Annotated in this window: 17 protein-coding genes; 9 read left to right on the forward strand and 8 right to left on the reverse strand. The window is 43.3% G+C overall.

The window, feature by feature from the left end; all coding sequences use genetic code 11:
- Nucleotides 1–128: 128 nt before the first annotated feature.
- Nucleotides 129–866, forward strand: a complete 738-nt coding sequence (gene rluF / locus AABA75_RS01885) for a 23S rRNA pseudouridine(2604) synthase RluF (RefSeq protein ID WP_338290713.1) — start codon at nucleotides 129–131, stop codon at nucleotides 864–866.
- A 10-nt stretch (nucleotides 867–876) separates the two neighbouring features.
- Here the strand turns inward: rluF and AABA75_RS01890 are convergent, their stop codons facing one another.
- Complete coding sequence (locus tag AABA75_RS01890; protein WP_338290714.1) at nucleotides 877–1,128, reverse strand: hypothetical protein; 252 nt, start codon at nucleotides 1,126–1,128, stop codon at nucleotides 877–879.
- 64 nt (nucleotides 1,129–1,192) lie between these two features.
- Nucleotides 1,193–1,957 carry a TrmH family RNA methyltransferase gene (locus AABA75_RS01895; protein ID WP_338290715.1) on the reverse strand — a complete coding sequence of 255 codons (765 nt, stop codon included), beginning with the start codon at nucleotides 1,955–1,957 and terminating at the stop codon, nucleotides 1,193–1,195.
- Between the two features lie 94 nt (nucleotides 1,958–2,051).
- Between AABA75_RS01895 and rlmE the strand changes: the two genes are divergently transcribed.
- On the forward strand, nucleotides 2,052–2,672 hold the full coding sequence (gene rlmE / locus AABA75_RS01900; protein ID WP_338290716.1) for a 23S rRNA (uridine(2552)-2'-O)-methyltransferase RlmE: 621 nt from the start codon (nucleotides 2,052–2,054) through the stop codon (nucleotides 2,670–2,672).
- 31 nt (nucleotides 2,673–2,703) lie between these two features.
- On the opposite strand, the gene ylqF is transcribed toward rlmE, so the two are convergent.
- The 6 genes from ylqF to AABA75_RS01930 all read right to left on the reverse strand — a co-directional run bounded on the left by ylqF (nucleotide 2,704) and on the right by AABA75_RS01930 (nucleotide 8,484).
- Nucleotides 2,704–3,705, reverse strand: coding sequence for a ribosome biogenesis GTPase YlqF (ylqF, locus tag AABA75_RS01905; protein ID WP_338290717.1), 1,002 nt, complete (start codon nucleotides 3,703–3,705; stop codon nucleotides 2,704–2,706).
- 141 nt (nucleotides 3,706–3,846) lie between these two features.
- Nucleotides 3,847–5,544 (reverse strand): hypothetical protein, encoded by a 1,698-nt coding sequence (locus AABA75_RS01910; RefSeq protein WP_338290719.1) that lies wholly within the window; start codon nucleotides 5,542–5,544, stop codon nucleotides 3,847–3,849.
- A gap of 250 nt (nucleotides 5,545–5,794) precedes the next feature.
- Nucleotides 5,795–6,421, reverse strand: coding sequence for a hypothetical protein (locus AABA75_RS01915; protein ID WP_338290720.1), 627 nt, complete (start codon nucleotides 6,419–6,421; stop codon nucleotides 5,795–5,797).
- A 196-nt stretch (nucleotides 6,422–6,617) separates the two neighbouring features.
- On the reverse strand, nucleotides 6,618–6,905 hold the full coding sequence (locus tag AABA75_RS01920; RefSeq protein ID WP_338290721.1) for a hypothetical protein: 288 nt from the start codon (nucleotides 6,903–6,905) through the stop codon (nucleotides 6,618–6,620).
- A 12-nt stretch (nucleotides 6,906–6,917) separates the two neighbouring features.
- A complete protein-coding gene (locus AABA75_RS01925) occupies nucleotides 6,918–7,655 on the reverse strand; it encodes a hypothetical protein (protein WP_338290722.1) in 738 nt (245 codons plus the stop codon).
- 286 nt (nucleotides 7,656–7,941) lie between these two features.
- Nucleotides 7,942–8,484: a nuclear transport factor 2 family protein gene (locus tag AABA75_RS01930; RefSeq protein ID WP_338290724.1), complete on the reverse strand. Its 543-nt coding sequence runs from the start codon at nucleotides 8,482–8,484 to the stop codon at nucleotides 7,942–7,944.
- Nucleotides 8,485–8,638: 154 nt separating this feature from the next.
- On the opposite strand from AABA75_RS01930, the gene AABA75_RS01935 reads away from it, so the two are divergent.
- The 7 genes from AABA75_RS01935 (at nucleotide 8,639) to AABA75_RS01965 (ending at nucleotide 13,591) form a co-directional block, all read left to right on the forward strand.
- Nucleotides 8,639–9,013 carry a winged helix-turn-helix transcriptional regulator gene (locus tag AABA75_RS01935; RefSeq protein WP_338290726.1) on the forward strand — a complete coding sequence of 125 codons (375 nt, stop codon included), beginning with the start codon at nucleotides 8,639–8,641 and terminating at the stop codon, nucleotides 9,011–9,013.
- A gap of 281 nt (nucleotides 9,014–9,294) precedes the next feature.
- Nucleotides 9,295–9,504 carry a hypothetical protein gene (locus AABA75_RS01940; protein WP_338290728.1) on the forward strand — a complete coding sequence of 70 codons (210 nt, stop codon included), beginning with the start codon at nucleotides 9,295–9,297 and terminating at the stop codon, nucleotides 9,502–9,504.
- Between the two features lie 91 nt (nucleotides 9,505–9,595).
- Entirely contained in the window at nucleotides 9,596–10,348 is a 753-nt protein-coding gene (locus AABA75_RS01945) for a DNA/RNA non-specific endonuclease (protein WP_338290729.1), read from the forward strand.
- Between the two features lie 46 nt (nucleotides 10,349–10,394).
- Nucleotides 10,395–11,081, forward strand: a complete 687-nt coding sequence (locus tag AABA75_RS01950; RefSeq protein WP_338290730.1) for a hypothetical protein — start codon at nucleotides 10,395–10,397, stop codon at nucleotides 11,079–11,081.
- A 23-nt stretch (nucleotides 11,082–11,104) separates the two neighbouring features.
- Nucleotides 11,105–11,605 (forward strand): hypothetical protein, encoded by a 501-nt coding sequence (locus AABA75_RS01955; RefSeq protein ID WP_338290731.1) that lies wholly within the window; start codon nucleotides 11,105–11,107, stop codon nucleotides 11,603–11,605.
- Nucleotides 11,606–11,607: 2 nt separating this feature from the next.
- Nucleotides 11,608–12,363, forward strand: a complete 756-nt coding sequence (locus AABA75_RS01960; RefSeq protein ID WP_338290732.1) for a hypothetical protein — start codon at nucleotides 11,608–11,610, stop codon at nucleotides 12,361–12,363.
- Entirely contained in the window at nucleotides 12,341–13,591 is a 1,251-nt protein-coding gene (locus tag AABA75_RS01965; protein WP_338290734.1) for an HlyD family secretion protein, read from the forward strand. The genes AABA75_RS01960 and AABA75_RS01965 overlap by 23 nt, the downstream gene beginning before the upstream one ends.
- Nucleotides 13,592–13,594 lie beyond the last annotated feature (3 nt).

Here is a 13,594-nt window from a genome sequence, read left to right on the forward strand (position 1 = left end):
ATGTGCTTGTGGCTAAATCTCAGCACTTATGTTGAAATCGCTGCCTGAAGCTCAACATTTCGTTATACTGCATGGAATATTTTCATCCAGCCACACGGCATCTTAAAGCTTTTAACTGAATCCTGGTTATGACAACTGACGCACCAAAACGATTAAACAAATACCTGAGCGACACCGGCGTTTGCTCTCGTAGAGAAGCCGACAAACTCATTGAGCAGAAGCGAGTGACTATTAACGGTAAACTGCCAGAACTGGGTACGAAAGTTGGACCTGGCGACACGGTGAAACTGGATGGCAAAGTCATTGGCGGGGTAGCTAAAGATAAATCGGATCGTATCTACATCGCTTATCACAAGCCGATTGGTATTACCTGTACCACTGAGCGACATGTAAAGGGCAATATTATTGATGCGGTGGGCCATAAAGAGCGTATTTTCCCGATTGGGCGCTTAGATAAACCATCGGAAGGACTGATCTTACTCACCAGTGATGGTGATATTGTTAACAAGGTACTGCGCGCTGAAAATGCTCATGATAAAGAATATATTGTCACGGTTAACCAACCCATTAGTGAGCGCTTCCTTACCAAAATGTCAAAGGGGGTGCCGATCCTGGGTACGGTGACCAAACCTTGTCGAGTCAGTGCTTTAGGCCGCTGTCAGTTTAGTATTATTTTAACTCAGGGGCTGAATCGACAAATCCGGCGCATGTGTGAATTTTTAGGTTATGAAGTGACGAAATTAAAGCGCACCCGCATCATGCATATTCAATTGGGTAAACTGCGGCCAGGGCAATGGCGCAATCTCACAAAGCAAGAGTTGCAGCAGCTCAACGATGCTGTAAAGCACTCGAAAAAAACCGCGTAGCGAGCGGCTCTTATTTCATGGTGACTTTGCCGCCGATCATTTTATAGGCGGGTGTTCCTCGAATGAGTGTTTCTCGCGCAAAAATCTGTTGGCAGCCGGGGCAGGTACATGGGGTTTTAGTGTGGTCTTCTGTAATCCGCTGTTTAAAGCATTTCACAAGTGCACCTTTTCCGCCTTTCCGATATTTGAATAATATCGCTTTACACTGTGCGCAGAAAATTTGCACCGTTCGGGTGGGGCCTTTGGAGTGGGGCTTTGCCATAAACGATAGATACCCTCAATGCTATGGGCTCAAAGCACTTTTCTCTTGCCTTGGTCCGACAGCACTAGTCATTAGCTAGCGACAGCTGGTAAACGCACATACCCACTGAACTGGCCAGGTTTAATGAGTCGATAGTGCCGCTGCCGGCAATGGTGAAGGCTTCGGCACTCAGTTCTTTGAGGCTCTGCAACGGTACGCCGCGGGCTTCATTACCGAACAGATAACATTGGTAGTTACCAAATTCGGGGCTATTCACTTTCGCGCCCTGTAAGTCCAGGATGGCAAACTTATCGAAACGCTGTGGCAGTGATGCCAAGGTAACATCCATTTCTATCGGCAGATGAAAAATAGCGCCCATGCTGGCGCGAACAACTTTGGAATTAAACGGGTCAACGCTATTAGGGCTAAGCAGCAAACGAAAACCACCAAACCAGACGAGATTGCGCAGTATCGTGCCGAGATTACCCGGATCTTGTACTTCGTATAGATAAATACAGCGTTCCTGGCTGGCAGCACTTTGCTGTTGAGCTTGCGCAGAGGGTAAAGGTACACAGGCAAGCACACCTTGTGGCGATTTAGTATCGCTTAATTTAGCCATCTGTTTTTCGCTGACGATCTCCAGACGAAAATCAGCGCTGAGCTCACTAGCCCATGCTTGCTTGGACTCAGTGACATAGAGGGTGATGGGTTGTAGTTCTGCCGAGTTTGCTTTGAGTCGCTTTAATGCTTTGTGAAGTTCCAAGACGAGATGCTCACCTTCCACCAGATAATGACCGAATTCAGCGCGATATTTTTTCTGATGCAGTTTTTTCACATCGTCTAGTTTCATTTTTCTGAGCCTGTTATGAGGGAAGGGTTTTGCAATTCACGTGGGCGAGTTTACAATATTCGCCCTTTATGCGATACCGGAGCAGGCAAACTAAATGGCGCGATCAAAAACCAGTAAAAAGTGGTTGGACGAACACGTTAATGATATTTATGTGCAAAAAGCACAAGCCGATGGCTATCGCTCGCGAGCCAGTTACAAGCTGATTGAAATCAATGAAAAAGATGCCCTGTATCGTCCCGGTAGTGTGGTGGTAGATCTAGGCTCAGCGCCCGGAGGCTGGTCGCAAATTGTGGCACCTGTAGTGGGCGAATCTGGCCGCGTTGTGGCTTCGGATATTTTGCATATGGATTCGATTCGTGGCGTCACCTTTATCCAAGGTGATTTTACCGAAGAAGCGGTTTACGACGCCATCCTTGAGGCGCTAGACGGACAGCAGGTGGATACTGTGATTTCCGACATGGCTCCTAACTTAAGCGGGGTTAAAAACACCGACCAGTATGCCGCGATGTATTTAGTGGAGCTGGCTTTGGATATGGCCCGTAATGTATTGAAGCCCGGCGGGAGTTTCTGCGCCAAGGTCTTTCAAGGCGTGGGTTACGATGAGTACGCCAAAGAAGTGCGTAGCTCGTTTGACAAAGTCATTGTGCGCAAGCCCGCCGCTTCCAGGCCGCGCTCCCGTGAAGTGTATTTAGTGGGTAAGGGCTTTAAAGGCTAGCGTTAGATTTCTTTATTGGCCTATAAGATGTTTAGCGACCTTGCTTCATGCGCTGACTTTGCGCTTCGCGCTTTTCGGTGCGCTTTTCCTTGCGGTCGCGTTTGTCTGGTGTTAACGAACCCTCTTTAAAACGCTGCTTGCGCTTAGCTTTGGCGGCTGCTTTTTTCTCCGCTGCGGCTATCATGTCGAGTTTTTCCTGAGCTACCATTTCCGGCGTTTCCAGGCTAATGCGCCCCAGTTTCCCTGATTGCAATTCGGTAAGTAGTATTTCGCAGATCTTGTGTAAATTTACCCGGCCACCTGCCATGATAGCTCCCCGCTGTTTCGCCGCAGCTTCCAGAAACGCAATTTCGGTTTCTGCAATTTCATCCAATTTATAACGATCTTGTAACAGTGTTGGATAGGCCTTGATCAGATAGTCGGCGGCAAAAAAGCCGACATCATCATATTCCATTGCGGTATTTTTCACGGCTCCTGAGGCGGCAAGGCGATAGATTGAGTTGGGGTTTTCCACTTTCGGCCATAATACGCCGGGAGTATCAAAGAGCACGATACCACTGCCCAGGTTGATGCGTTGCTGGCTTTTGGTGACCGCAGGCTCGTTGCCTGTTTTTGCAATAATACGGTCCGCCAGGATATTAATCAGGGTAGACTTACCCACGTTAGGAATACCGGTGATCATGGCATTGATGGATTTCACCGAGGCATCTTTTGCCGCACAGTGCTTGCGAATAAGCCCCAAAATCTGTTTGCTTTCGGCGGGTTTCTCGTTGGATGTGGTTATAGTGAAAACGCCGCGCTGACTTTCCAACTCGTCTTGCCATTGTCGGGTGATGTCCGGATCGGCCAGATCAAACTTATTGAGTATTTTCAGGCAGGGCTTATCACCACGGATTTTGGCGATCTCAGGGTTTTCACTGGAGTAGGGTATACGCGCGTCCAATACCTCGATCAGGATATCCACCTGACTCAAAGATTCTTTAATCTCTTTCAGGGCTTTGTGCATATGCCCCGGAAACCACTGTAACGCCACTTTTGCTTCCCGCTAACTCTTACTTGTCATCATTCTACTGTATTGTTGTGGTCATGGCACATCTGGTTAAATGAATAATCACAACAATACAGTTTTTGGCCTATAACATTTCAAAAGGTCAGCCATTCAAAAGTAAAGATATTACACGTCGATTGCTCCGCGACCCGTCAAAAATTGACTGGCATTGCCGTAAAAAACGCCTTGGTAGTCCTTTTCATCGAGCAAATTTTCAGTAATAGCTTTTCTGAAGTTGGTAATTGTACTGCATAAGTAGGCGTTTGCTCCCTTATCTTTGGAAATCATGAACCAGTCTGAGCCATAGGTAATGCGTTGGAATAACTTATTGCTATCCATGCCTTGATAATTCTTGAGAAATTGTAGATCGCTTTTTAACTTGGTGTAATTGGCATATTCGTGATAACCAAAGTCGGCATAAACATTATCGTACTTCAGCATCAAATCCAGAAATCCGGTTCGCCAGCTATCACTAATTCGATCTGCTGTATCTCCCATATGCCCGAAGTTCACCCGTAAATCAGGACGCTCTTTGAGCACTTCACCCCAGTATTTAGAATCTGCTAAGGCTTCTGCGCCGGACTCTGCTCCCTTTGAATAAGTTGTGTGCGATGTGACATAGCCTTTTCGATTTTGCACAATATCTAGCAGCTTATTGATACCTTTTTGCAGTTGTAGTTCCGTTATTCCCTTACCTTGGAACTTAAAATCGTGCAGCTTTGAACGCAGCTTTCCTGTCACTGAATAGCCAATACTAGGGTAAAGCTTGACCCCTTTGTAAACTCCTCGAGCAAGCGCACCATCCACTTGTGCACAATAATCATCATCGTAAAAAGCTTTGTAAGGATTGACACCCAATACGGGTATAGCGAAGCCGTTAGTATGCTCCCAAAGCTTTTCATTCACGGCAATTTGATCTTTTATCGGTGATATTGCCTGATTATGAGGAAAGGAGAGCTTTCCAATGTCCGAAAGGAAAAAGTCGAAATCACAGCCTATATTCATCACATGCCTAACGCCAGCTCCGTTGTATAAAGGTTCGCGGCTGTATCTGTCGTAATAGTCCTGGATATTAGTACTGCGTCTGACCAAAGCTCGACCTGCAAAAGCAAAAATACGACTAAAAAATCCGGGGTCATCCGGGCAACGGGAGTAGCTTCGAAAACGACTTTTTAGCCCTTTTTGCTGTTCATAAATACTATTTCCCACGATAGCATTTAAGATGGTATCTTCAGTAAATTCAATCTCTGGATTTTGTTGAAAACGCAATTTGTTAGATTTTTCAAAGCCACCTTGTAACTCTCTTGCGGAAGCGTTTAACAGGGCATTGAAACTCATTCCGGGGGCTTCACGGTTTGTCGTTAACGATTTTTGGTGATCCTCTTCACTAACGACATCAAAGAATTCTTTCGATACCTTGCCATATTCGGCACCAGGAGAGCAAGCTACGGAAGAGTTGAGCCATTTTAATTCCTCGCTGGCCTGGATTTGTTCCTTTTTGTTAAGTAGTACGCCCAATATACCTGAAGCTACCCTTGTAAGAAGAACTCGAGTAAACGGGAATGAATTACCCAAGTAATCATTTAAAACAGGACCCATTATATATTGCACGGTTAATAAATCGGTTGCATTAAAAAAATGGGCATGCATGTCCCAAACAGGGGTTAATTTTAAAGCGTCTGAATTTGGAGCATTAAAGTGAGCAAATTGATAATTTTTACAATCTGATTCTCTTTGTGAGCTAGTACAACCAGAAAGGGCGGCGCTTGCCATTAAAGAGGCCAACATTTTTAATGCAATGCGACGGTTAAATTCAGTGTTCATAACAGTATTTGTCTTTTCAAGGGATAGATAAATACAAGCTTAGTTGTGAGTTTTATTTTTACCAATTTGTTTGATTTTTATTTTTATTTAGAGCTTTTAATCTGAATTTTAATTGTTTTATTTGATGTGAATTTTGCTATTAAAGGGTAAGTTATTATCAATGGATATTTATAATAAAAAATAAACGGGCACAGTGTGAGGTTAAGCACCGTGCCATGTAAATACTGAAAGTTGTCAGGTAACTTTTAAATTAGACGACAGAGTTTTCATCAAGTATACGATTGGTGATCCACCCGACAACCTTTCCACCTCGCAATCCATTGTCGGTCACAAAAACATCCTGTCTGCTTTCTTCACTTTCCATGACTGATTTAACTTTGCTTAAAGTATCATTTGGCTTAACAGTGCCGAAGTTGCTGATAATATCTTCAATATCTTTTTTATCGACAATCAAATTTTTAAGCGTGAGTTGTTCCAGCTCATCTTTGTGTTTACCTGCCAGTGCCTGACTAGCAAGGTAGTCGTTTAAAATACTGCGATGAATAACATATTTGGCACTTCCATCAGTATTGATTACAGGTATGCGTTGGCCTTTATTGTTTTGTTTGTTCTCCTCAATACTTTTCACTATCACGACTTTGCCATTTTCCTGCTTTGTGAATTGTATTTCAGAACTTCTGATCATTACTTCCTCTGCGAGGATCGAAGCTAACTTTTGATTTACTCCCAGCAATTCTTTGGTGCTGCGTGTAGCAGCTTCGAAGTTATCCTTGGAAAAGTAAAATGCCAGGACCGTGCCTACCCACGTGCCCAATAATGGCAATACTGCGATCAAAACTTGTTGTGCTGTTTCACTTTTGTTTTCACCTGCAGTCATAATCATTACAGAGCTGAGTATTAGTGTTCCCAAAATAGACAAGCCAACAACGATTAAGGCAATCCAGGTTCTGGTACTACGCCATTCACTATTGCTGCCACCGGTGTTTTTTTGACCTGTCGAAGGCATATGGGTGCTCCATTAACTATTCGTTATAAAATTATAATTTATTACTCTATTAATAAAAATTAAACGGTTAAGGGATTAAATCTGTTATCTTGCGTGCTAGCTGGTATGTGCTGTCGCCAAGATTTATTAAGTTTTGCTTTAACTGAGCTTGTGTTAAATTTTGGTTCATGGCGGTTTCAAGTTCTGTAAGGATGTCGTTGAGCTGTTCGGTTGTACCGCTATACTCGGTCAATAAAGACTCATCAAAACCTTGTAAATATTCTATTTCTTCACCTAGCTTTGATATTAATTCATCACCATGTGTTTCAACGAATTGCATATGCTTTTTACGCATTTTTTCTGGATTAAAAGGCATGCTATCTCTCTCCTAATTCTTATCGATGCTTGATAATTTGGTAGAAAACTCATCGATATATTCTTCAATCTTTTCAACGGAATTGTTACCGGCTTCAATCTTTCTTCTAAATTCATTCACGGCCCCGGATAACTCAGTCAGGCTAGTGCCTACTTTTTCTCTTAAGCCCTCCTCGAATCCCAGCTCAGTTAGAATTTCATTCTGAGCTTGATGGATTTCAACCACACTTGATAACAAGCCGGTAATGGTTGAGCTTTTGTGAATAATATTTTGATAGTTACTCTGGATTGAATTGAGAAGTTCGGCACGTTTTGTCTTAACTGGATTCAGTAGTAAATTTCGGCGCTTGACAATATCTTCATTGATTATTTCGATGAAATACCTCATTCCTAACATTGCCGCATCTACATCTTCCGCAATTTGTGAGTCCGTTTTATCTTTGACATTAACAAACGCTTCCTGAACAGCAAAAATAACCGACGCATCCTGATCTGCAGGGGTATCGAAGCGCTTTTTGTCTTCTCTTACCGCCGCAGCGATGAGTTCTGGAGCATAGGTATGGTCTATGTAAAAGTTTATTTCTTTTTCTAATGAATCGAAATAAGCGTTAACGAAGGCACTATGAGCCTGACTCATAGATAAAACATCATTGCCAATGGATTGGGAAACAGTTACCGAAGAAGGAGGTACCTGTGCGCACCCTGCAAGCAGAGAAATGCCCAGAATTACGGCTGTTCGTGTTAGCTTCATGAAACTTCCTTGTTGTGACTCTATATTTAACTTAGATGATATTTGATATTTGGCAAATAAAAAATATTTATAAAAAGTTTCTTTTGGTTGGAATTTAACTCTGTTTTTTTCTTTTTATGTGTTTATTTATCATAAAAATCAGTCATTCTTCTTATGAGAAAGTTGCATAATAATGTAGACAGGAAGTCATTCTGATAAAGTAGTAATTTTGACTAACCAAAGAGTAGCTGCTTTTTAAGCCTTGAATAATTAATATTATTTTATTGAAGCGGTTAAGGTAAAGTCTTTAGAACACACCGTTGTCATTCTCGATATTGCCGCCACTCACCAAGGCATAGAAGCGCATAAAGCTGTCCAGGGCTTGAATCGAGTCCCAGTGCTCTACAATTCGACCATCTTCCAAACGCCATATATCCACAATGTTCATGCCTTTTTGATCATTGCCTCTGTGCTCTTCCTTTAAAGTTGCATGGCTATGGAATATCACGTGATCACCATCCACATAGATGTGTTTTACATCGTAGGAATAGCCGGGATAATCGCTGACAAACTCCTGTAAGAAACCAACAAGCCCGGTAATTTTGTCCGGTAGGTTGCGATTGTGCTGAACATAAGCGCTATCGTTGTAGTTTTTAAGGATGTAGTCAAAGTTGTGGTTATTCATTAGATTTTGCACAAAATCCGCCACGGTATTAACGTTTTTCCGATCTTCCGCAGACCAGTGAGGTTTTTGTAGTGCATGCAAGTTTATTATCGGGGCGTCATTGTTTTGTGCTAGCAATGAAGTGCTCATCAACAGCAGCGCGATTGCAAATATAGGTTTTAACATGCGTCTCTCCAAAGGTATAAATAGTTAGTGCTAGTTACTAATGTATACTATGGTAGAGTATTGCTAATTGGCTTGCAATTAGGCACAAAAACAGACGTAAATTACATTTTGGTAACCTGTGGTCAGTGAAAATCATATTCGGGAGAGAGCGAAAGTGGCAGATAAAAATGAACGTCGGGTATTTCACAACAATGAAGATTGCCCGATTCGTAATGTCATCGCGCAAATTGGTGATAAATGGTCGATGCTAATTTTATTTGCGCTGGTGGATGGTGAGGATCGTTTCAATTCTTTAAAGTCCCGCATCGTAGGTATTTCACAACGTATGCTCACTCAAACATTACGGGATCTTGAGCGCGAAGGCTACGTCAATCGGACAGTGTTCCCCGAGGTACCTGTGAGGGTGGAATACGAGCTGACAGAGATGGGTAGGGAGATAGTGAAGCCCCTTTATCAGCTGGTTTCCTGGGCAGAGCATCATCACGAAAAGATTAAACAAGCTCGTGCTGACTATGATTCGATGGCATGAGTAACCTCACCATTTGCGTTGGCCTCGAACAAGAATAAAAACAATCTTCATATCGAACTGTGCGATACGGCACACAATCCATTGTGTGCTGAAATACATCCCTGCTACCCATTCTACGGTTTCCCATCTCGATAATAGTTGAAAAAAATTACCGCTAGATCTCAATTCTCCATTGTGCTATTTTCAGGTGGTCAGTCCAGTTGAGGTGTCAAAATTTTTGATATTGAGCCTGTATAGACATACTGATAAATCTATTTTTATAGTGTTTAAAGGAAATACAAATGGAAAACGTTAAAGAACAACTGATGGAGCAGTCCAAAGTTGAACTTATCGACTCAGCGCTACTAAAAAATGTAGCTGGTGGTAATTGTGGTGAGCCTACAGGATGTGACGGAAGTTGCACTGGTGGCTGTAACGACAACTGCTCGGATTGGGTTGAAACCTGTGGCCTGGATGATTGCGCTGACTGGTGCGGTCGCTGGAGCAACTAGGGCTCTGTTAGCTACTTTAAGGAAGCAAAGTCAGTAGCGCGCACTGGCTTTTATTGCTTTATTCATTCAAATATTAGATTTATTTTTTAGTATGGTTAAAAAATTATTGATTGTAGTTGTTTTGATGTTTTCTTCTGGATTTGCTTTTGCCTGTTCTCATTTGGCAATGGGGATACCCAAAAGTAGTGATCATTTATTCTGTGGTAAAGGATTTGCCGTGGGATACAACTATCAAAATAGAGCACCTGATTGGGTTTCATATCAACTGCAACTGAAAGACCAATCACCCAATGCCTTAAAGGATAAGACTCAAAAAAATTATATCTTTCGCACTAACCAGAACATCCCTCTGGCTTACCAGGCTGAGCCTGAAGAGTTCAACGGTTCTAACTGGTACATCGCGCAGCTGGCTAACCCCGACACCATAGAGTTTAGTACTCTGGCAAAAGCGCAAACATTTGCCATGTTTGGCGTTGTTCCCGTGAGATCAGAATCAGCACAGGCACTTTGGCTTAAGTTAAACCAAAAAGAAGTCCATCTGTTTGAAAAACACTCAACCCTTCACGTTGCTTCAGGTGGTATTTATCAAACTATTGATGACTATTTCGGCCAGAATGGCATTGCTGTGCCGAGCCACTTGTGGAAAGTGTTCTATCTACCTGCCAGCAATGAGGCGTTCGCATATTTGATACCTAATCATCGCGATATTATCAATGATAACTTACAACACTATCAGGTCAGTATTGACGAGATAGAGGAAAAAGCCGATATCAATTTGTTGAAAAGGTTGGATGACGAAATTGAATATGTGCTCGAGAGTAAAAAAGTTGTATCACTCGATTAAATAAAGGCGCTGCACGATATTTATTCGTCAATTCAAGGATAGTGTTATGGATTGGTTTTCAGCTGCCTTAAAAGGAGCCCGGACGCTTCGCGCCCCCTTTTTACATTCGCAGTTAAGCTGTGTTTTACCTGCTGATTTGCATCAAGATATGCTGCAATTTTTTCCGCAGCAACAGGATATGTTTTTGGTGGGTAAAGGTGCTCGGGATAAAGGCATCCGACACCATCTGTTTTTGAATGAACGTCTTGAGCAACAAATATCAAATCAGAGAGCTGCGGATTTCTGGTTGTCTTTTTGGCATGCAGTTCATCAACAAGCAGCAAATATTAAAAAGCAGGCAATTCAGTATTTTGAGCACTGGCAGTTGTTTCCTGGTATTCACCCGTCAGAGATAAAACTGGGAGTGCGATTGGTCGATGAGAGTCTGCCTTACACCATGGCGCCGCATATTGATCAGGCCTTTAAGCTCGCAGTAATGGTTGTTTATCTACACAGTGATGAGTTGATGTTTTCACAAGGCACTCAACTTTATAACAAGCAAGAGAACGATTCGCTTTCGGCTGTCTCAGCCCTGCCTTTTGAGCCCAATGCGGGCGTTTTTATGCCGAGAGTTCGAAACTCATGGCACGGCGGGCATTGGTCCGGATATGGGCATCGGAAAACACTTCATTTTTATTTTTTTAAAGCACAGGGAGAAGGGCAACAACAGCACATTTCTCCCGTTTATTTTTAGTGGTTAACGCGCAGAGGTAAACAATGCAAGTCAATGCATCAGCACGAAAAGTACAGGACTTAAAGCCATTTCCAGATTTGCAAGAGGTCCTGCAATATGAAAATCAAAATGTTGTAGATGGCCTGCGAAAGGCGCTAGATATAACGCAAGAAACGGCACAAGAATTATTCAAAGAAGGCGTAAAATGGCTTTGGTACTGCTGCCACCCGGACACCAAAAATTCGCGTAATATTGACAATGCCATGTTGATCATCGACGAGGTCTGGCACACCTTCATACTTTACACCGGGGACTATTTTAGTTTTTGTCATCGTTATTTCGGACGCTACATTCACCACGCACCAACCACAGCAGCTGAAGCGGCCAAACAACGCGCTGAATCAAAAAAAGACCGTATGTTGCGCAAGCGCAAACAATACGAATTGATTTTTGACATCTTAGGTAAGGAAACATTTATCCGTTGGTATCACGAGTACCCGGAAATCTACTCGCGCGAAAACATACTGGCGCTGCGCAGAAAGTAATTATGTCATTGAGTAGCAGTACTATTCTGGCGCACCCGGATCTGGTGAATGCGGAAGCGGTTTTAGGTCTTGGTAGCTTTTTTGAGGGACGTCATGGGGAAACCAGTGACGTTGATTTGATTGCCATAATGCCTACGCAAAATGTCGTCAAGAAAATCCTTCCTTATCACGCGCATTCACTGGATGTCACGATATGCTCGCTGCCCTATTTTATCTTTACTTTCGCTAAATCTGAAGGTGCGGCACATTGGCGTGAAAGTTTGCATGAGGCGGTGATCTTGAAAGACGATACCGGGAGTCTTGAGCAATGCCTTGAGTGGATTAAAACCCAATGGCAAGAACAGCGTTTTTGGACCACTGATGCTCATATTTGCGCCACTAAAGCCAGGCTAATGAATCTCGAGCGAAAATTAGCTAACACGGCAGTTGAGGAGCAGCTGCAAATGTTGCATTACATGAGTGAGTGGACACAATGCGCTTATCAACTAATGTGTTTGAAACAAAAGGTTTTACCGGCTTATAACCCAAGACTAATCACACAACATCTAAATCGGGAATTCCCCGAGCTCGCTCAGAAGATAAATACCTTAGCCGAGGCCTCACACAGCGAAAAACAGGTACTCATCGCCGCGACAACTCAGGAGGTTTTAGCTGAGAGCTTCCCTCGAATCAATGCCGAAGGCATCGTGTTTCGCAAACCTATCTCTAATATGCGCTTAAAAGGATTGGTTCCCGATGAACTTGCAAACCTTATTTAGAAAAGAAGCGCTGGAGCATAATCACAATAGGTTAAATGGCTCGGTGGTGCTCAATACGCCGCCTTCCTACAATTTACTACTGACCTTTTTTAGCGTGATTGCTATCGCGAGTTTATTGTTCATCGCCATTGCACAGTTCAAAGATCAAAAAACCGTCACCGGCTATCTGGTTTACGATCAAGCCGTCGTAAAGATATATCCCACTTCGGATGCGATTATCAAAACACTATTAGTGAATGAAGGCGATGCAGTGAGTGTCGGTCAGCCGCTAGCGATAATACGCCGTAATTCGCACCGACTTGATGGTTCTTCCAACGACGAACAGTTGAAACAGGAATTGGAAAAGCAGCTTGCCTCACTGCAACTTTCTAAAAGTGATGCCATCGAGGATATAGATTTGCGCACCGCGTCACTGCAGAAAGAAGCCGAGAGCCTTGTGGCTAAAATTGAAAATCTGAATCAGAAAATCACAATCATTGAACAGCGTATTGCATTGTCTGAGGCAACACTTGCCAGTCAAAAATCACTGGCAACGGTGGGCGGCGTATCTGAGCTGGATATTGCGCAATCCAAGGCAGAATATTTGCGTTTACAGGAATCACACCTGGAACAGCTCAATACCCTACTGGGACTTAAAAATTCGCAACAGCAAAATGAACAACAGCGTAAGAATTTACCTCTGGAGAAGCGCAAACTACTACTGGATATTGACACCGAAGTTTCTGCGCTGACTCGCAGTTTACTCTCTATGTCCGACGAAATTGAGTACGAAGTTCAGGCAAGAAATGCCGGCATAGTTAGTAACATCGTGGCCAAAGAAGGCGAGTTTGTCAGTAATCAATTTCCCCTTTTAACGATTACCCCAGCAAACAGTGAGCTGCTTGCTGAATTACTTGTACCCTCGCGCGCTATCGCTTTTATCGAAGAAGGCCAGGATGTGTACATCCGGTTTGATGCTTTTCCAAACCAGATATATGGCGATGTCGAAGGCCAGGTGAGCGAAATATCTCAAAGTGTGCTTCGGCCCGACGAGTGGAGCAACCCGTTGAATATTGCCGAGCCGGTATATCGCGTTAGAGCCTCACTTGCAGAGCAGCAAATGGTTGGCAAGGGACGTGCTGTGCCGCTGAAAAGCGGCTTGAGATTGCAGGCTGATATTGTCATGGAGCAGCAGACATTCCTGATGTACCTGCTCAGCCCGTTGCTCGAATTAAAGAATAGCCTGTAGGGA

It is taken from the genome of Planctobacterium marinum (assembly GCF_036322805.1).
GTDB lineage: Bacteria > Pseudomonadota > Gammaproteobacteria > Enterobacterales > Alteromonadaceae > Planctobacterium > Planctobacterium marinum_A.